The following is a 19,633-nucleotide window of genomic DNA, read 5'->3' on the forward strand; positions in this document are numbered from 1 at the left end:
TATAAAAAATTGCTCATGGAAGTATTGATGATCGGACCAGGAAAACCAAGCCCACAGAACAGCGGATTGGGAATCGCATGCTATCATATTGCCCAACATTTAGCTGAAAACGTGCATTTGAAATTATTCTCGGTCGACAGCGCAAATGAATTAGCAGAACAGGAAACTGAGCAAAGCAGAATTGAAACAATTAATTGGCAAAAGCTCACCAATAAACAGCAATTAAATGCCGATTTGGTTCACCTATCTGTTAAAAGCGGACTCAACCCGTATTTTTATGCAGGAAGTATAGAAATTGAAGAGCGTCATAATGATACCATTGAAGTATCTGTGCAGGAAGCATTAGAAGACTTCAGTCAAAAAATCATCTCCAAAAGCAGAAATTTAGATTTTGATATTATCTATGCCCATGATTGGACCGCCATCCCTGCAGCAAAGAAATTAAAAGAGTTGAGGAAAAAACCTTTCGTTTTACACATCCATGCTTTGGACTATGATCGAAGCGGAAAAAAGAGCAATTCTTGGTTATTTGACTTAGAAAAAGACGGTATGCAAAAAGCTGATTTAGTGATAGCTGTTAGTGAATACCATAAAAATATTATGGTCAAAGAATATGGTATTTCAGCTTCCAAAATTAAAGTAATCCATCACGGACTAGCGGAATTAAATCCATCTGATTACAAAGCTCCTTTCAAAGAAGATATTGTCCTTTTTTGCGGAAGATTAAGTCAGCAAAAAGGTGCTATGACTTTTATTGAAATTGCAGAAACTCTAGTGAAAAAAGAGGATAAGCTTCGGTTTGTAGTTTGCGGGCAGGGTGAATTAATGGAAGAAATGATTGCTTCCGCTACTGAAAAAGGGCTGATGGATAAGATACATTTTACCGGTCACTTGCCACAGGAGGATATTTTTGCAGTCATGAAAGCTTCCCAAGTTATGGTAATGCCTTCATTATCAGAACCCTTTGGCTTATCAGCTTTGGAGGCCGTAGGTTTAGAAGTTCCCTTAGTTCTGTCCAAAAATTGCGGTGTGGCTGATGTTTTAAAGAATGCAAAAACAGTTGCTACAAAAAATGTAGACGCTTATGCGACCGCTGTACGAGAGATATTGGCAGACAAAAAGCAAGCGATCAAGGTCGCAAAAGAAGACGCAGTATCGGTTAAGAAAAGAAACTGGAAAGATGTTTCATCGGAAATTTTATCAGCCTTAAAGCAAGTATAAAAATGGATAATTACCAAATCATACATTTTAATCATCCCATCGAGGTGAAAAGCTTGTCATTTTTAGACATTGGAAAAGATCTTTCAGCTGTAGATGAGGATAAAAGTCAGCAAGACTTTGTTGATGATTTCGCTGACCTGATTCACTCAAAGCTGAAAACCGTTTTAAAAATGGCAGATCAAGAAAAATCTCCTTTGGTATTTTTCAGCTTGCCTTTTTTGAAGTTTCTCAAAAAGCAGGATCTGAATTTGATGTTGGAGATCAAAAAACAAGTAGATTCCGGAAAAATACAACTGGTCGGCTCCTGCGCTTATCATTCTTTCAGCTATCTATGTTCTCCACTTTTATTTAAAAAAGAGGTGGAATTGTATTTGAATGGATTGAAGGAATATTTTAAAAAGAAACCAGGTATTTTCATCAATACTGCTTGTTTGTATGATGATCAGGTGGCCGAAATAGTAAAGTCATTGGGTTACCAAGGAATCATTGCCACCGCAAATCCTTGGCATTTAGCGGGGAAACATTCAGGGCAAGTATATAAATCGAATACTGCTCAGCCCTTCAATATTTTATTATCAAATGGCGATGGTCCAGATAATTTCCAAATTAGCCTGGTTAATGGTTATGGAAGTGCTTATAACTCAGACTTCATAGATAAATCAGTTTCCAATGAGAAACAAATTCAAGAATTATTCATGATGGACAGTTCAGTTGAGCACTCTGTCTATGCTGTGAGTTTACCTTTAAGCTCTCCTTCATGGGAACATAAAATTCCTGATTACACCAATAATCCACTACAAAAGGCATTATTGAAGCAAGGAGCTGATTTGGTTAAGCAATTTCATGACAAATTATCGGCTGAAGACTTCAAGCTATTAATGCTTTTATGCCAACCCGAACACCTTTTGCAAATCAATCAAACTAGCAAAGAAGAAGGCTATGACCATTTTATTAGCAGCATGAATTGGTTGACAGATATTAGTTTGAGGTATAAGTAACTAGAAATTAGTACTAAGTTTTAGGTTGTAAATTGTAAATAAGTAATTCTGCTTCGGCAGATGGTAAGAATATTGAATCGCTTTTTTTGGAAACACCCTATTTATGATCTCTTCTATTAACTTAGTTCCATGCCCCCTTTTTGTGGGGAAAAAATGAAGCTACCTATTTCTGATACAGTTTCATTATATCACCTGCAATCTTTTCAGATGAAAACTTTGCCAAATGTTCTTCCAAACCAATTAGCATCTGCTCATTAAACTCATTATCATCTGCTAATCTCACCATTTGAGAAGCTAACTCTTCATGATTTTTTGGATCAGCATATAAAGCTTGTTTCCCTCCTGCTTCTTTCATTGCAGATTGCTTGCCCGTAACTACAGAAGTACCAACAGCAAGGGACTCCAAAACAGGAATACCAAAGCCTTCAAAACTTGATGGGTAGACAGAAGCGACTGCTCCTTTATACAAATACGGCAATTCTGTAAAGGGAATATTGTTGTAAATTCTAACGCTTTGATCAAGCTTTAGCCTCTTAATTTCCTTTTCTACTTCTCTTTGATAATCCGTCTTCTTACCCACAATCAGAAGCAATAGATCATGTTTAACTTGATCCAGAACCAATTTAAAAGCCTGAACCAAATCCTTGGCATTTTTCCTATCTTCAATTGAGCCTACATACAAAAAATAAGGTTGATGCAAACTATACTGATCTAATAAGTATAGTAGTCTTCTCGTTTTCAAATCTTGTTTATAGATAGGGTGTACTCCCTGATATATAACATTAATTTTGGATGAATCAATGCCCAAAAATTCAACGATATCTTCCTTTGTCTGCTCACTTATAGCAATAATCTGATCTGCTCTTTTACAAGCTGATTTAAATTTCCTTTTATATATCTTTCTGTCTAAAAATGGATAAAAATCAGGGTAGCGTAAAAAGATTAAATCATGTATAGTAACAATTTTCTTTGTTTTGCTATTCAATCCACTTGGCAATTCATTACTCAACCCATGGAAAACATCTGCCTTTTGCTTAACTGCTAGCTTACCTATTTTCCGAGATCGCCATCCACTTTTCATCGAACCTACTTTCCAAAGACCTGAGGGCAAAATTGTCACATCCTTATTTTCTTTATAGAAAAGAGCTGCTTCTTCACGTTTTGATGTTTTTGGTGTAAAAAGTGAATACTGGTCAGCAGGGTAATGCTCTTTTAAAGCCGAAATCACAAATCGGCTATAGTTGCCTAATCCTGTAAAATTATTGAAAGCACGTTTGGCTTCAAAAGCTATATGCATATTAAAAAATTAAATCAGTGAATAAGTATCTACCCAAAACTAAATAAATTTCTTTTGTGGTACCCATTACTTCTTTAAAAAGAAAGATAATTTGTAGTTTTGCACTCAAGCGGGGAATGAATGAATCAATTTAAAGTAAAGACATTAGAAAACGGGATCAGAGTAATCCATCAGCCAGTAAGTAACTCCAAAATCGTGCATTGCGGATTCGCTTTGGACATTGGAAGTCGTGATGAAAAACCACATCAAGTAGGCATTGCCCATTTTTGGGAACATATGGCTTTCAAAGGCACCAAAAAACGTAAAGCTTTCCACATTCTCAATAGATTAGACTCAGTAGGTGGTGAATTGAATGCTTATACTACCAAAGAAAAAATCTTCTTCCACGCTTCTGTTTTAGAGCAATACCTAGATAAAGCAATGGATTTATTGGTAGATATCACATTCCAATCCATTTTTCCAGAAAGACAAATTGAAAAAGAACGACAGGTCATTCTTGAGGAAATGGCGATGTATAAAGATTCACCTGAGGACGATATTCAAGATCAATTTGATGAGGTGATTTTCTCAGACCACCCACTTGGAAACAATATCTTAGGAACTGAAGAAAGTCTCAAAAGCTTTACTCGAAATCATTTTTTAGATTTTTTAGAAGAAAATTTGGATACTGAACGTACCGTTTTTTCTATAGTTGGAGATATTTCTGACAAAAAACTAGAGCGTTATGTTAAAAAATATTTAGAGCCCATTACTCATCATAAAAGAAAAAGAGAAAGAGTTCTTTTTGAGATTTATCAGCCTAAAACATTAAATTTCAATAAAGAAATTTCTCAATCCCAATGTGCTATTGGAACTACCGCCTACCCAATTCATCATCCTAAACGGCTAGCCTTTTTCATGTTGGTTAACATTTTAGGAGGGCCAGGTATGAACAGTCGGTTAAACATGGCTTTGCGAGAAAAATACGGATTTGTGTACGCTATTGATGCGGGTTATCACCCATTTACCGATACTGCCCTTTTTAGTATATTTTTCGGAACAGATCCTGGACAGCTTCCGAAAAGCATAATGTTGGTAAAGAAGGAACTCAAGAAGTTGCAAGATAAGTCTTTGGGAAGTTTACAATTGCATGTTGCAAAACAACAGTTGATGGGCCAATTAGCAATGGCCGAAGAAAACAATATGAGTTATATGTTAATGCTAGGCAGAAGCTTGTTGGATAAGGATAAAATCGAATCATTAGACGATTTATTTGCTCAAATAAAACAGATCAGTGCTAAAGATTTACAAGATACGGCCAATGAGATTTTTAATGATGATCGATTGAGTATCTTAACTTACAAAGCAAAAAGAAGATAATTATGGAATTTTTAGATCCTGATTTAGAAAAATATATTGATGCCCATACAGAGCCTGAGAACGAACTGCTCTATAACATCAATAGAGAAACCCATACGGAAGTGTTAAAGCCAAGAATGTTGAGCGGACATTTACAAGGTAGAGTTCTTTCCATGCTATCTCACATGATTCAGCCAGAAAATATTTTAGAAATCGGTACCTATACCGGTTATTCAGCACTCTGCATGGCAGAAGGCTTAAGAGAAAATGGACATCTCATCACCTTAGATGTAAATGAAGAATTAGCAGAAAGAGTGCAAGGTTATTTCAAGTCTTCTGAATTTTCCAGTAGAATTGAGATGAAAATAGGAAAGGCCCTAGAGATAATTCCCACACTAGATAAAAATTGGGATATGGTCTTTATTGATGCAGATAAATCAAATTATTTGAACTACTATAAACTTTGTATAAAACAGGTCAGAAGTGGTGGATATATTTTGGTGGATAATGTATTATGGAGTGGAAAAGTACTAGAGAAAAATAGAAAAAAACTAGATAAAGACACGGCTAGTATGCTCGAATTCAACGAATTTGTGCATCACGATGACAGGGTTCAAAACGTATTATTTCCAATCCGAGATGGATTAATGATTTTAAGAAAAAAATGAAAATAAAACTTCCTCTTTTAATAGCAGCTATTTCTTTTCTCTCTACTGAGTTGTGGGCACAACAAGTTCCTGCACGTATAGAATTTGCTAATATGGACTTTAGACTGACATCAGGGGCCATAAGAGATATACAGGCTGATGTCGATGCATTGACTCGTAGTGAAAAATACTTCCAGAAGAAATTGGAACGTGTAGATATGTATATGCCTATAATTGAAAGAATATTTAAAGAGGAAGGGTTACCAGAAGACTTTAAATATTTGGTGATTCAAGAAAGTGCACTGGTTTCGGATGCAGTTTCGAGTAGCAATGCAGTGGGGTTTTGGCAGTTTAAGGAAATTTCAGGATTGGAAAATGATTTAAGAATTGACCGGAATGTTGATGAACGGATGAATATTGTTTCATCTAGTCGTGCTGCAGCAAATTATCTAAAAGATCATAATAAATACTTTGATAACTGGGCTTATGCTTTAATTGCCTATCAAAGAGGAAGAGGTGGCGCAGCGGATGTGATTGATGAGCGCAATTTTGGCAACAGTAAATTAAAAATAACCAGTGATACATATTGGTATTTGAAAAAATTTCTTGCTCATAAAATCGCTTTTGAAAACACTCTAGGCACTTCAAAACCTCCCTACTATTTAAAAGAAATTGAAAATGCAAAAGGAACCACTTTGAAAGATATTTCCAAAGAAGAAAACGTTTCTGTTGAGCTGTTAGAAGAATATAATAAATGGATAAGGAGAGGTAAAATTCCTAATGACAAAAACTACACGGTTATTGTACCGCTAAGTAATTTAGAAAAAATTGAAAAGCTACAGAATCAAAAGAAAACCGATTTAGAGAATTTACCAGGAAATATTGATGACTCATTGCAGCAAAATTTCCCTTTGGTAGATCAGTACCCTAGCAAGTCTGATCGTTCAATACCGCATGAAGTGGAAATCAATGGATTAGATGGCATTTATGCCCCAGCTGGATATACTGTCGAAAAGTTAGCTGCATCAGCGGGAGTAGATGAATACAAATTTAGAAAATGGAATGACCTAAAAATTAGAGAAGGATTAAATACAGGGAAAATATATTATTTAAAAAGAAAAAGAAACAGGGCTAAGTTTTACTATCATACGGTGGGCAAAAATGAGAATATGTGGGAGATCAGCCAGAAATACGGACTAAAATTGAAGAAGCTCTACAGAAAAAACAGGATGGAACCTCCTCAACAACCTAAAACAGGGCGAGTTCTATGGTTGCGCCACAATCGACCGTCCAATGTTCCTGTTGAATATAGGAATTCTCCTAACTATCCGACTAAAGAAGAGACGGACAAAAGAAACCCTAAAGTTGAAAACAAGGAGCAAACAGGAGAAATTGCTGGTCAGGAATATCAATCTGAATCACCTAAAGTTCTGAATGATAGTCTAGCCAATGATAACATTTCCATTTCAACCGATTCAACTGATTTAGATTTTGAGCAAGGTAAAAATATTAGTAATGCTCCAGATAAAGAGCACGATAGCCTTCTTACTTCCAAAAAGGAATTAAATGTAGCCCAAGACTCTTCTCTTATTAAAACCGGAAAAATAAGCTCTTCAGTTCAGGAAGAAACTGATACACAAATAGAAAATGATGAGTTCCCTCAATTTGATGAAAAAGAATTCATAGACTATTCTATCAAAAAAGGAGATACCTTTTTTGCAATAGCTAACCGATTCAACATGAAGATTTCCACTTTATTAAATGTTAATGATTTAGGAATAAGAGATACTTTATCAATAGGGCAAGTAATAAAGGTGAATAAAAACGGATATTCTAAAGAAAATTCAATTCCAGAAAAACAGGAGATTAATTCTAGTGCAACCGTAAATCCAGCTGAGCAAGTCATTCAAAAAAACATAGAACACAGAGTCACCTCTGGTGACACCATGTATGCATTGGCAAAGAAATATAACGTCAGCTTGAAAGAACTAATGGAATGGAATAATAAGGAGGATTACAGCTTAAAGCAAGGAGAATTAATTCTAATTAAGCAGAAATAAATACAGTCAATAGATAAATTCTTGCTAACAATACCGTACATTTGTGACATCTATCGAAAAAATTTAGCATTTCGGTAGATTTATGTTTTAATTAAAAAAAACTTTACTTATGTTTAGAAATATCTCTAAACAGAGAAAGTTAATCAATAGATTACAAGGGTAAATTTCATGGTAACAGCTACAAAAACTGTTGATTTAGTGATGCTTGTCGATGATAATGATACTGATAATTTCATTAGCAAGCGTATTATAGAAATAACTGAGTTCGCAAAGTATGTCGAAATCAAAAATTCAGGTAAAAGTGCTTTAGAGTATCTGGAACAGCATAAAGATGATGCTGATAAACTTCCTAATATCATTTTTCTAGACATTAATATGCCAATTGTTGATGGATTTGTATTTCTATACGAATTTGAGAAGTTTTCAGATATCGTAAAGGACAAATGCAAAGTTATTATTTTATCAAGTTCTGATAATAAAAGAGATATTGATAAGATTGTAAATAATGATCACGTTATAAAATTCATTACCAAACCCCTGACTGAGAATGCTTTGAATGAAATTCGTTCTCTTGATCTGTACTAAATAATCAATTCTTTTAACTATATCTTTATTCTATGAAGATAATTCAATCGTTGCTTTTAGTTTTATTTGTTGCTACAACAGCCTTTGCTCAAACTGACAGCATTCAATCTGACACCACCTACTGGCACAAGGGTGCCGTTCTCAATTTGAATTTCTCTCAAGTTGATTTAACTAATTGGAACGGTGGAGGTCAAAGCTCCATTTCAATTGGAGGTTTAACTAATTTCAATCTCAAATATGCGAAAGGGAAAAACGCTTGGGATAATAGATTAGATATGGCATATGGGTTATTAAGACAAGGAGACGGAGATAATCCCTTCATCAAAACTGATGACAATATTATTTTAGCTTCAAGATACAGCCGACAACTTAAAAAAAGAATCTTTATTTCAGCTATTGTAGATTTTAGGACGCAATTCGACCAAGGGCTGGATGAAGAGAATGAAGTTATTTCACGTTTCATGGCACCTGGATTTTTATTAGCCAATATTGGACTTACTTATCGATATAAAGAAATTTTCACAGCGACTCTATCTCCTCTCTCATCAAAAACAACCATTGTAACAGACGACAGTCTGTCTAATGCAGGAGCTTATGGAGTTGATGCAGGTGATACCTATAGATTTCAAGCGGGTGTAAACTTTTCTTCCTCTTTTCAAAAAGACCTCTGGGAGAATGTAAACTTATCTACAAACCTAAACCTGTTTTCTGATTATGAAAAATTAGGTAATATTGACATCAATTGGGAAACTGCACTAAATTTCAAAATCAATGAATTCCTATCAGCAAGCTACAGTACTCAATTAATCTATGATGACGATATAAAGTCGAAAGAAATTATTATCAATGAAGCAACTGGAGAAACTAGAAGTGTTGCAGGTATACAATTTAAAAGCGTGATGAATATTGGCTTAAACATAAAAATATAAATAACTTTTTAATACAGAATTAATTTGTTCAACCTACTAAAAACCCACTTTAAGGATTACCTTAACTTTCTAAAAGAACCAAATCCAAATCCGAATCATAAAAAATCTCAACTTAATAAAAAATGGCAAACCCTGTTCATTTTTATTATAATCGATTTTTTGATGATTCTTCCTGCTATTTTACTAATACAGCTAATCCAAGAAATCACTGCTATAGATTTAGATGATCATGCCCTTGCAGACCTAAGCAATCAATTTGGGATTATGGGTCTAATTCTTTTGGGAGGAATAGTAGGTCCACTTATTGAAGAAATCATTTTTCGCCTTCCCCTAAACTACAAAAGAAACTATCTATTCAAGTTGGTAGGTGTTGTAGTAGGAAAAGAGTCCGTAAAGAGATTTTGGTTTAAGAATTATTCATTATTTTTTTACCTTTTTATTATTGCTTTTGCCTTAGTCCATATAACCAACTATAAAAACGAATCACTCAGCATTCTTCTGTTATCCCCCATTTTAGTTTTGCCTCAAATTATCGGAGGAACAGTCCTAGCCTATTTAAGAATGAAAATTGGCTTCTTCTGGGGCTTTTTGCACCATGCTATCTTTAATTCAATCTTAATGATATTAGCATTATTTATCAATTTAGAAGAAAAAGTGATGATCGATAATGAACATTATAGATTGAAAATAGAAGTGGCTGAGAACCGGTTTGGCAACCAAAAAGTAGTTGACATTAATAGAGACTTCGACTTTATCTCTGAAATCGAAATAGAATATGCTCAATTCAATCAAATAGCTAAACAAATGGACTGGGACACGGTAAGCCAAAAGCAGAACCGTAAATTCTTCAATATTGAATTCAATATAAAAAATTTACAGATTAACAGTGACTCTGTTTTAAAATACCATCTGAAAGAAATAATTGAAGATCAATAATCAGTATCGAGTCCAAAAGTATCTCTTAACTTTCCCAACAAAGGATTTTCTTTCAACATGGCCTCAAACTTTTCTTTAGGAGTATAAGGTCTTTCTGCAGCCTTTTCAATATTGACATGGTGCTGCAATTGAATTCCCTTATTTTGAAATCTCTTCCTAATAAATCCCAATAAATCAGCTCTTATTTTTTCAATTCCATCAACCTCAACCGGATTTGTCAATTCAATAGTGATCATCTCCCCTTCTAATTGCACAGCGCTTTTCAATGAGTTTGCAATTACAGGGCCAATATTATTCTGTTTGATGAATTCTAAAATTATCAACTTTACTTCACCTTCATTGAGTTCTTTTGAATCTTCATCGTGAATGTCCTCATCCAATTTTTGAATAGTTTCTTCAGGCGTTTCTTCTACTAAATTTTTACTATCACTGGACTTGATTTTCTCTCCAGGTTTTGGAATTGAAGGCGAAGATTTTAACGGCTTCTTTTGAGTAGCCTTCTCTGAAATCTGCTCAGCTAAAGATTTGTTTTTATTATTGGCTGATTCTGAACTATTAATATTGCTAGAAGAGTCCTCTAGCTCACTTTTTTTTTTAAAACTGCATCTTGTTGTTTTGCTAAATCAACTGCATTATTAATTTTTGCCAGCTTCATTAAAGCTAATTCCACTGCAAGTCGTTGGTTTTTACTACCCTTATATGATTGGTCCGTTTGATTTAAAACCTGCAAACCAGATAGGATAAAAGAAGGAGATACTTCTTGAGCTTGTTGTTTGTACTGAGCCTTCACTTGTTCTGAAACTTCTAAAAGTTGTAAAGTAGACTCATCTTTACAAACCAATAAATCTCTTAAATGAGCAGCAAGTCCATTTATGAAGTTATGACCATCAAAGCCTTTTTTTAGAATCTCATCGAACAGTAATAACGCTTCAGGTATTTTTTCATGGTTTAAGGCATCTGTTACTTTAAAATAATAATCGTAATCTAAAATATGAAGATTATCTATTGTAGCTTGATAAGTGATTTTATTGTCAGTAGAAAAAGTAACGATCAAATCGAAAATGGACAGCGCATCACGTAAGGCGCCATCAGCTTTTTGAGCTATCAAATGCAGTGCAGCTTCTTCCGCTTCAATTCCTTCCCTGTCTGCAATATCTTTTAAATGGTCTGAAATATCAGAAACTTTAATTCTGTTAAAGTCATAAATTTGACATCTTGACAGAATAGTGGGTATTACTTTATGTTTTTCTGTAGTGGCTAAAATGAAAATAGCATAAGAAGGAGGCTCCTCAAGTGTTTTCAAAAACGCATTAAAAGCTGCGTTGGAAAGCATGTGAACCTCATCAATAATGTAGACTTTGTATTTCCCGTGCTGAGGAGGTACTCTGACTTTGTCAATAAGATTACGAACGTCATCCACAGAGTTATTTGACGCTGCATCTAATTCGTAGATATTTAATGAAGAAGAGCCCTCCATATTATCTACCTCAAAATCATTGATCAGTCTAGCCAAAATTCTGGCGCAGGTGGTCTTCCCTACTCCTCTAGGCCCGCAAAACAATAATGATTGCGCTAAGTGATCATTGTCTATTGCGTTCTTTAAGGTAGTGGTGATGTGTTTTTGACCTACTACTTCATCAAAACCTTTTGGTCTATATTTCCTTGCTGATACAACAAAATTTTCCATTAGCGCAATTTATAAATACCCTTTTGATTTTAGGATATGAAATAAGGATAATTATACTTTTTTTTCAAGATTTTTCTGAGTTGAAATCTGTAACAGAATCTCAACCATAAAATTCCACGAAATTTCTAGGTGTTTCGTAGAGCGTCAATTTATGAAGACTTGAACCCTCCTGAAGGTCCTTCACCTTTGGCTCCAATATTTTCCAAAATTCAGCAATAATTATTTCGCAACTGGCCATTTTACCTTCCAAGAAAGGGACGTCCATATTAAGGTTTTTATGATCCACCTTGTCAATGACTTCAGACTTGATTAAATTACTTAGCTTTTTTAAATCAACTACGAATCCTGTGTCAGGATCAGGCTCTCCTTTTACTGTTACAATGAGCTCAAAATTGTGACCATGCCAATTTTCATTGGCGCATGGACCAAAAACTTCTTCATTCTTCTCCCTGCTCCAGTTAGGATTAAAAAGCTTGTGCGCTGCGTTAAAATGTTCTTTACGATTAACGTAAACCATGTCAATCTTAATTTTTAGGGTGCAAATATACGTTTATTCATTTATAATAAATAGTTTTGCTTAAAGAGCTTATTACAAAAACATACTTTTTATGATAATAGTTACTGGAGCCGCAGGATTTATTGCATCAAATCTCATCAAAAAACTCAATTCTGAAGGTTTTAACCACATAATTGCAGTAGATAGATTTGATAATCCTGAAAAAAATAAAAATCTGGAAGACTTAAAAATTCAAAAAAAAATCGAGCGAGAACAATTTTTTGAATGGTTAGACAAGCAAAATGAGAAAGAAGTTGAATTTATTTTCCACCTAGGGGCTCGAACAGATACAGCTGAATTTGATGTTGATCTATTAAACAAACTCAACACCGAATACACTAAAAAAATGTGGGAAAAATGTATTGATATGCAGATCCCACTTATTTACGCTAGCTCTGCTGCAACCTATGGGCTAGGTGAATTTGGTTATGAAGATGATGAAAATAAAATTTCAGAACTGAAACCTTTGAATCCTTATGGAATCTCGAAAAATGAATTTGACAAATGGGCACTGAAACAAGATAAAAAGCCCTTCTTTTGGACTGGGTTGAAATTTTTTAACGTTTATGGCCCCAGAGAATATCATAAAGGCAGAATGGCTAGTGTGATATTACATGCCTACAAGCAAATATCTGATACTGGAAAGATGAAATTATTCAGATCTCACAATCCCGATTTCAAAGATGGGGAGCAAATGAGAGACTTCGTTTTTGTATACGATGTGGTAAATGTTATGATTTGGTTAATGCATCATAGAAAAAATTCAGGAATTTACAATCTGGGCAGCGGAAAGGCTCGTACTTTCTTAGACTTAGTTAAAGCCGTTTTCAGATCGATGAATAAAAAAGAGGATATTAGCTTTATTGATACTCCCGAAGATATAAGAGACAAATATCAGTACTTTACAGAGGCAAAAATGGAGAAATTAAAATCGATAGGGTATCCGCATGAATTTACAGATCTAGAATCTGGAGTAGATGCTTACATGCAAGAAATGAAACTATAAAGAAATATATACGATTAATTATCGTATGTTACAACATTTAATTTCACATTTGAACTATTAATTTACCAAATCCAAAAAATATGTTTGAACAATTAGATCCAGAATTACTAGATAAAATTCAGTCCTACGCATTTGAAATAGGAATCAGTTTAATTAAGGTGATTCTCATATTCATTGTAGGTAGAATCGCTATTAGTTATATCATGAAAGGTCTAAACAAAGCCTTCAAAAAATCTGAATTAGATGTGTCGCTCGTCTCATTCCTAGGGTCATTCTTTAGGTTTGTTCTGTACATTGCACTGGTATTAGTAATCGCGCAAAGCATTAATATAAAGATTGCTGCTCTACTTGGAGTATTAGGTGCTGCCGGTTTAGCAATTGGTTTAGCCTTGCAAGGTAGTTTATCCAACTTTGCAGGAGGTATACTCATTTTAGTCACCAAACCGTTCAGAGTTGATGATATCATTGAAGCTAAGGGGTACTTTGGAGTAGTAGAAAAAATCGATATTCTTCATACTTATGTCAGGACATTTGATAATCAGGTTATAGTGATGCCAAATGGAGCCTTAGCTAACGCAGATGTGACCAACACGACTTTGAAAGACACTCGGAGAGCTGAACTTAAAGTAGGAGTAGCGTATGGCTCTGACATTTCCAAGGTCAGAGAGATCATTTTAGATGTTGTATCTAGAGATGAAAGAATTCATGCTGATCCGGAACCAGCTGTGAAATTTACCAACTTTGGCGATAGCTCTTTGGATTTAAGTGTGCGCGTTTGGACAGATACTGAGAATCTGTGGCCAGTATACTTCGATAATTTAGAAGAATTAAATGTAGCATTTATGAAAGCTGGAATTGAAATTCCATTTCCTCAAAGGGATGTACATATGAAAACGAAATAGAGCTCACAAATAATGTAAATGGAGCCTTCGACTAATCGAGGGCTTTTTTTTGCAAAAAAAATAGAAAAATAAACAACTAATGAATCTAATATCGTTCTTTTGAGAAATAATAAATGACAGCTCGTGAATAAACTAAAGAACTTCCTTTCCAAAGCAATATTCATCACTACACTACTTCTAATTACAGAAATCGCCTATTCTCAAAATTTCGTAAAAAAATATATTAATAGCATAGTAAATGACACTAGTGATATATCAAAGCCGCAATTTTTAATCTACCCTACAGTTGCTTATGCTCCTGAAACCAGCTGGGAATTTGGATTAAGCTCGCTGCTTGTCTTTTATGCTAAACAAGATACAACGAATCGTTTAAGTGAAGTCAACGGTTTTACCTTTTTCACCTTAGAAAATCAATATGGCTTGTGGTTTGATCATGCTATATATTCTGATCAAGATAAATGGTTCCTTTTAGGTCGCCTTCGTTTTCAAAGCTTTCCGCTTTTCTATCACGGCATTGGTATTAATTCTCCAGAAAAATACATAGCCAGAGTAGATGCCAATCAAATATTTATCAAAGAACGACTTCTCCGTAAAGTCAAAAAGAATTTATTTGTTGGTTTGGAAATGGATTTTCAGCACCTGAGTTCAGTAGACTTTGTTGCTGCCGAAGATAGCAATATCGAACAGCTACCTTTGCCACTAGGAAATCAAGGATCAACGAATTTAGGCTTTGGAATCGGCCTAGTGCATGATAATCGACATAACGTTCTTAATGTGCGGAAAGGATTCTTTTCGGAATTGGCATTACTTCACTATAACCAAAGCTGGGGAAGCTCCTATGATTTCACCTCAGTAGTCTCTGACACAAGACTTTATCGGTCGGTAGGAAAAAATAATGTCTTCGCAGCTCAACTGCTGGGACAATTTAATTCAGGAAATGTTCCATTTAATCAATTGGCACTGTTAGGAGGAGAAAGCATTATGCGTGGGTACTATTACGGAAGATATAGAGACCGAAATCAATTAGCTGCTCAGATCGAGTATCGTTTCCTGCCAATTCCATTTAGTTTTACAGATCGAATTGGAGCTGCAATCTTTGCGGGTGCAGGAAAAGTATTTCCAGAAATAAGAAGTTTTGACCTCTCTAATATTGTGGTATCTGGAGGTGCGGGCATTCGTTTTCTGCTTTTTCCAAAAAAAGACATTTACACCAGATTGGATATAGCATTCACAAATGAAGGACCGGGCTACTATTTATTTATAGGGGAATCCTTTTGAGACACGCATACCTTTTAATAGTTAAATGTTTATGCCATTAAGAAACAGAAAATGAGGTAACTTCAACTATTCAAAAAATAAAATGCCTGTCCTAAAATCAATAATCTGATATTTTAGATAATCCAGACATGAAAAATCTTCCCATGCCAAATTGCATTTACGGTAGAATGCCAGTTAATTTTGAATCATCATAACAGTAGCGTGAAAATATTGTCCAAACAATCGGCAAATCAGCAGGATTTTTTTGCTAGGGTGTTGTTTTTCAATTAATAAGCATCTATCTTTGTGTCCCTTTTAGCGGATAGTTCGCCCGATCATAAATGTTTACTATCTGTAAAAAGCTAATTAATAAGGAGTTAAGAACTAACAAAAAGAAAAAATAGTGGATACGCTTAGTTACAAAACCATCTCGGCAAATAAAGCAACAGTTGAAAAAGACTGGGTTGTAGTAGATGCTGCAGGAAAAGTATTAGGTAGATTTGCCAGCGATGTAGCCAAAATTCTTCGTGGTAAAAATAAACCAAGTTTTACGCCTAATGTGGACTGTGGAGATAACGTTATTGTTATCAATGCAGACAAAATCCTTATGACTGGAAAGAAATGGGATGATAGAGTTTACCAGCACTACACAGGATATCCTGGTGGTCAGCGTGAAATCACCCCTCGTCAGTTGAAAGCAAAATCTTCTACTTTATTAGTAGAAAGAGCTATACGAGGCATGTTGCCGAAAAACAGATTGGGCAGAGACTTGTTCAGAAACCTTTATGTATATGAAGGAACAGAACACGGTCATGAAGCACAAAAACCTAAAGTTAAAGAAATCTAAAAAATCAATAGATGGAAATTATAAACACCATTGGTAGAAGAAAAACATCTGTTGCTAGATTGTACATGCAGTCAGGCAAAGGTGCTATTACCGTTAATACAAAAGACGTTAAGGATTATTTCCCAACTGAAATTCTTCAAGCAATCGTAAACCAACCATTTGCTACAACAAAAACTGAGGGTTCTTTTGACCTTAAGGTAAACGTTGATGGTGGTGGAGTTGCAGGTCAAGCTGAAGCAGTACGTTTAGCAATTGCTCGTGCTCTTTGCGAACTTGATCCGGAACATAGACCAGCATTGAAAGCAGAAGGATTCCTTACTAGAGACCCAAGAATGGTTGAACGTAAGAAATACGGACGTAGAAAAGCGAGAAGAGCATTCCAGTTCTCAAAACGTTAATTTTTTATTTACAATATATAAATTTAAACACTTATGGCTAAGCTTGAGTACAACGACTTACTTGAAGCTGGTGTCCATTTCGGACACTTAACAAGAAAGTGGGATCCAAAAATGGCTCCTTACATTTTCATGGAGCGTAATGGCATCCACATTATTGATTTGAATAAAACCTTGGCTGCTCTAGATGAAGCATGTCATGCTATCAAGAACCATGTTCGTTCTGGTAAAAAGGTTTTATTCGTTGCTACGAAAAAACAAGCACAAGACATTGTGATGGAAGAGGCAAAAAGATTAAATATGCCTTACGTAGTAGATAGATGGCAAGGTGGAATGATGACCAACTTTGCAACTATCAGAAAGTCATTGAAAAAATTGGCTAACATCGATAAGATGCAAAAAGAAGAGTCATATCTTAATCTTGCAAAAAGAGAAAGATTGATGATTCAAAGAGAGAAAGAAAAAATGGAGAGAGTTTTAGGCGGTATCGCTGACTTGAACAGGCTTCCTTCTGCACTTTTTGTTATCGATATTAAAAGAGAGCACATTGCAATCAAAGAAGCTCAGAAATTAAATATCCCAGTTTTCGCAATGGTGGATACTAACTCTGACCCTACTCAAGTTGATTATCCAATTCCTGCTAATGATGATGCATGGAAATCAATCAGCTTAATCTTAAAATCTTTCGGTAAAGCAATTGAAGAAGGATTGATGGAAAGAAAGGCAGAGAAAGATGATGCGAAAATGAAGCAGGCTGAAGAAGAGAAAAAAGCAGTAGACGCAAAAGAAGAATCTAAGAAAGAAGAGTCTTCGGAAAAATCTGCTGAATAAATTCTTTAATGAACAATATTGAATACTTTCAAAAAATTGAACATCGGGCTAGTTTCGGTGTTCATTTTTTTATTTAAACCCATTCACAATACAATATTTAAAACTTAAAATCAAATAAGCATGGCTATTACAGCACAAGAAGTAAAAAAGCTTAGAGAAATAACAGGTGCCGGCATGATGGATTGCAAAAAGGCATTAACTGAAGCTGATGGTGATTTTGACAAAGCCATTGAGTTTTTAAGAAAAAAGGGACAGAAATTATCTGAGAAAAGAGCAGATAGAGAAACTACAGAAGGTAATGTATTCATTAAAACCAATGATGATGAAACCCAAGCTTTCTTAATTTCTTTAACTTGTGAAACTGACTTTGTTTCTAAGAATGAAGACTTTCAAAAATTTGGTCAAGACATCATAGAAAAAGTTGCAACAGAAAAGCCAGCTGATATGGACGCACTTAAGGCCATTCCTTATGAAGATATCACCATTGGTGACAAGGTTATAGAAATGGTCGGTAAAATCGGTGAAAAAATCGAAATCAGCCACTACGAAACTTTGGAAGGTGAAAAGGTTGTTTCTTATGTTCACGCTGGAGCAAAATTAGGCGTATTAGTTGCTTTGAAAAATACCGGCGGAGTTGATGTTAAGGAAGCTGGTAGAGATGTAGCAATGCAGATTGCTGCGATGAATCCAGTAGCTGTTGACAAAGATGGTGTGGATTCTTCTGTAGTAGAGAAAGAAATCGAAATAGGAAAAGAAACTGCTCGTCAGGAAGGGAAGCCAGAAGAAATGTTGGAGAAAATTGCTCAAGGTAAATTGAACAAATTCTTCAAAGAAAGCACTTTATTACCTCAAGCTTTCGTAAAAGATAACAAAACTTCTATCGCTCAATATTTAGATTCAGTTAACAAAGGAATGACTGTTACTGAATTCAAGAGAGTAGCAATTGGATAAGATAGATTCTAGAATCTGGATTTAAGATTCAAGACAATAGATAAAGCCTTTGGATGATATGTTCAAAGGCTTTTTTTGTGTTTAGTAACTATTTCAGAAGTTGCTTTACAACAGTATCAGGGATTGATTTCAAATCCTCCTCATTATCAATATCTGTTAACTGTTCAAGTAAATAATATTTCACATTGAGGCTCTTGAAATCTTGAATTGTATCTGGGGCAACACTTTCAGTACTCCATTCCTTCTGTTCAAAGAGCTGGGTATATAATTGATTCATTCCCAATAAATAATATCCTCCATCATTGCTTGGACCTAAAACGGCACCTTTACTTTCCAATGTCTTAAAAGCCTCTGCTATAACTTTCTCATCCAACGCATAACAATCACTACCGATAACACAAACAGATTCATATCCTGTGTCAAATGCTTCTGAAAAAGCAGATTGCATTTTAGCACCTAAATCAGGATCTTGATTTTGTAATCGCTTATAAAAAGGTGCTTGATTTGGCCATAAATCATCTTCATCTATAAATGACGAATAGTAGATTGCTTTATCTGCTTCCACTTTTTCTGCAATTTCTTTAGTACTCTGAAGCATATTCTTATAAAAAGTAAGTGCCTTTTCATCACCAATGGTGGCTGCCAGTCTGGTTTTGCACTTACCCAATTCAGGATTTTTGACGAAAATAATGAGTAAACGCTTCTTATTCATAAACTTTAATTCCTTTACCTTCTTCCAACCATTTGCTCCATCGTTTATTGTAAGTATGCACACTATCGGTAATTTCTCCTTGTTGGTTAACTACATCAAAATCTTCATTCTTCCACTGGAAAATACCACCATACATATTACTTACATTTCCAAATCCTGCCTTCTTGAGTTTCTCTCCTATCTTCTCGCTCCTATAACCTACTGAGCAATAAACTACCACTTCCTTATCTTTTGGAATATCTTGTACTTGACTAATATCAAATCGGTCGTAATCAATAAATTTAGCGTAAGGTAAATGACTAACACTATATTCTTTTGCTGATCGAATATCTAAAATAACCACATCCTCTTGATTAAGTTTTTCTTTAACTTCTTTAGCCTGAACAAGAGGTACGGTATTGCTATAAAGTGATTGCAGTTTCTGGTCGTAAGTCTGCTGACCACAAGCCATGAAAGATTGTAGAAATGATATTAACAT

Annotated in this window: 21 protein-coding genes; 15 read left to right on the plus strand and 6 right to left on the minus strand. The window is 34.8% G+C overall.

Annotation, left to right across the window (positions count from 1 at the left end):
* Positions 1-15 precede the first annotated feature (15 nt).
* Positions 16-1,221: a glycosyltransferase gene (locus B9Y84_RS10475; RefSeq protein WP_085517053.1), complete on the plus strand. Its 1,206-nt coding sequence runs from the start codon at positions 16-18 to the stop codon at positions 1,219-1,221.
* Between the two features lie 2 nt (positions 1,222-1,223).
* Positions 1,224-2,219, plus strand: a complete 996-nt coding sequence (locus tag B9Y84_RS10480) for a polysaccharide deacetylase family protein (protein WP_085517054.1) — start codon at positions 1,224-1,226, stop codon at positions 2,217-2,219.
* A gap of 163 nt (positions 2,220-2,382) precedes the next feature.
* Here the strand turns inward: B9Y84_RS10480 and B9Y84_RS10485 are convergent, their stop codons facing one another.
* Complete coding sequence (locus B9Y84_RS10485; RefSeq protein WP_085517055.1) at positions 2,383-3,516, minus strand: glycosyltransferase family 4 protein; 1,134 nt, start codon at positions 3,514-3,516, stop codon at positions 2,383-2,385.
* 120 nt (positions 3,517-3,636) lie between these two features.
* Between B9Y84_RS10485 and B9Y84_RS10490 the strand changes: the two genes are divergently transcribed.
* The 6 genes from B9Y84_RS10490 to B9Y84_RS10515 all read left to right on the plus strand — a co-directional run bounded on the left by B9Y84_RS10490 (position 3,637) and on the right by B9Y84_RS10515 (position 10,011).
* Complete coding sequence (locus B9Y84_RS10490) at positions 3,637-4,875, plus strand: M16 family metallopeptidase (RefSeq protein WP_085517056.1); 1,239 nt, start codon at positions 3,637-3,639, stop codon at positions 4,873-4,875.
* Between the two features lie 2 nt (positions 4,876-4,877).
* A complete protein-coding gene (locus B9Y84_RS10495) occupies positions 4,878-5,522 on the plus strand; it encodes an O-methyltransferase (protein ID WP_085517057.1) in 645 nt (214 codons plus the stop codon).
* Positions 5,519-7,561 carry a lytic transglycosylase domain-containing protein gene (locus tag B9Y84_RS10500; protein ID WP_085517058.1) on the plus strand — a complete coding sequence of 681 codons (2,043 nt, stop codon included), beginning with the start codon at positions 5,519-5,521 and terminating at the stop codon, positions 7,559-7,561. Before B9Y84_RS10495 ends, B9Y84_RS10500 begins: the two co-directional genes overlap by 4 nt.
* Before the next feature lie 168 nt (positions 7,562-7,729).
* Positions 7,730-8,146 carry a response regulator gene (locus B9Y84_RS10505; RefSeq protein ID WP_085517059.1) on the plus strand — a complete coding sequence of 139 codons (417 nt, stop codon included), beginning with the start codon at positions 7,730-7,732 and terminating at the stop codon, positions 8,144-8,146.
* A 32-nt stretch (positions 8,147-8,178) separates the two neighbouring features.
* Positions 8,179-9,075, plus strand: coding sequence for a DUF3078 domain-containing protein (locus tag B9Y84_RS10510; RefSeq protein ID WP_085517060.1), 897 nt, complete (start codon positions 8,179-8,181; stop codon positions 9,073-9,075).
* 162 nt (positions 9,076-9,237) lie between these two features.
* Positions 9,238-10,011, plus strand: a complete 774-nt coding sequence (locus tag B9Y84_RS10515) for a CPBP family intramembrane glutamic endopeptidase (RefSeq protein WP_139828007.1) — start codon at positions 9,238-9,240, stop codon at positions 10,009-10,011.
* On the opposite strand, the gene B9Y84_RS10520 is transcribed toward B9Y84_RS10515, so the two are convergent.
* The 3 genes from B9Y84_RS10520 to B9Y84_RS10530 form a co-directional block, all read right to left on the minus strand.
* Positions 10,005-10,391, minus strand: coding sequence for a hypothetical protein (locus tag B9Y84_RS10520; RefSeq protein WP_085517062.1), 387 nt, complete (start codon positions 10,389-10,391; stop codon positions 10,005-10,007). The genes B9Y84_RS10515 and B9Y84_RS10520 overlap by 7 nt on opposite strands.
* Positions 10,392-10,588: 197 nt before the next feature.
* Positions 10,589-11,698, minus strand: coding sequence for a DNA polymerase III subunit gamma/tau (dnaX, locus tag B9Y84_RS10525; protein WP_085517063.1), 1,110 nt, complete (start codon positions 11,696-11,698; stop codon positions 10,589-10,591).
* A gap of 100 nt (positions 11,699-11,798) precedes the next feature.
* Positions 11,799-12,215, minus strand: a complete 417-nt coding sequence (locus B9Y84_RS10530; RefSeq protein WP_085517064.1) for a 6-pyruvoyl trahydropterin synthase family protein — start codon at positions 12,213-12,215, stop codon at positions 11,799-11,801.
* 91 nt (positions 12,216-12,306) lie between these two features.
* Between B9Y84_RS10530 and rfaD the strand changes: the two genes are divergently transcribed.
* The 7 genes from rfaD (at position 12,307) to tsf (ending at position 18,443) form a co-directional block, all read left to right on the plus strand.
* Entirely contained in the window at positions 12,307-13,260 is a 954-nt protein-coding gene (gene rfaD, locus B9Y84_RS10535) for an ADP-glyceromanno-heptose 6-epimerase (protein ID WP_085517065.1), read from the plus strand.
* An 80-nt stretch (positions 13,261-13,340) separates the two neighbouring features.
* Positions 13,341-14,162, plus strand: a complete 822-nt coding sequence (locus B9Y84_RS10540) for a mechanosensitive ion channel family protein (RefSeq protein ID WP_085517066.1) — start codon at positions 13,341-13,343, stop codon at positions 14,160-14,162.
* Positions 14,163-14,285: 123 nt separating this feature from the next.
* On the plus strand, positions 14,286-15,440 hold the full coding sequence (locus tag B9Y84_RS10545; protein WP_085517067.1) for a BamA/TamA family outer membrane protein: 1,155 nt from the start codon (positions 14,286-14,288) through the stop codon (positions 15,438-15,440).
* Between the two features lie 382 nt (positions 15,441-15,822).
* Positions 15,823-16,266 carry a 50S ribosomal protein L13 gene (gene rplM, locus B9Y84_RS10550; protein WP_013455484.1) on the plus strand — a complete coding sequence of 148 codons (444 nt, stop codon included), beginning with the start codon at positions 15,823-15,825 and terminating at the stop codon, positions 16,264-16,266.
* 11 nt (positions 16,267-16,277) lie between these two features.
* On the plus strand, positions 16,278-16,664 hold the full coding sequence (gene rpsI / locus B9Y84_RS10555) for a 30S ribosomal protein S9 (protein WP_085517068.1): 387 nt from the start codon (positions 16,278-16,280) through the stop codon (positions 16,662-16,664).
* A 33-nt stretch (positions 16,665-16,697) separates the two neighbouring features.
* The gene (rpsB, locus tag B9Y84_RS10560; RefSeq protein ID WP_085517069.1) at positions 16,698-17,492 is read left to right on the plus strand and encodes a 30S ribosomal protein S2; all 795 of its coding nucleotides are present in this window, start codon (positions 16,698-16,700) and stop codon (positions 17,490-17,492) included.
* Positions 17,493-17,612: 120 nt separating this feature from the next.
* Positions 17,613-18,443: a translation elongation factor Ts gene (gene tsf, locus B9Y84_RS10565; protein WP_085517070.1), complete on the plus strand. Its 831-nt coding sequence runs from the start codon at positions 17,613-17,615 to the stop codon at positions 18,441-18,443.
* Between the two features lie 88 nt (positions 18,444-18,531).
* Here tsf and B9Y84_RS10570 read toward each other — a convergent pair whose 3' ends face one another.
* Both B9Y84_RS10570 and B9Y84_RS10575 read right to left on the minus strand, forming a co-directional pair.
* Positions 18,532-19,155, minus strand: coding sequence for a TIGR04282 family arsenosugar biosynthesis glycosyltransferase (locus B9Y84_RS10570; RefSeq protein WP_085517071.1), 624 nt, complete (start codon positions 19,153-19,155; stop codon positions 18,532-18,534).
* Complete coding sequence (locus B9Y84_RS10575) at positions 19,148-19,633, minus strand: rhodanese-like domain-containing protein (protein WP_245830850.1); 486 nt, start codon at positions 19,631-19,633, stop codon at positions 19,148-19,150. Before B9Y84_RS10575 ends, B9Y84_RS10570 begins: the two co-directional genes overlap by 8 nt.

The organism is Marivirga sericea, from assembly GCF_900177665.1.
GTDB lineage: Bacteria > Bacteroidota > Bacteroidia > Cytophagales > Cyclobacteriaceae > Marivirga > Marivirga sericea.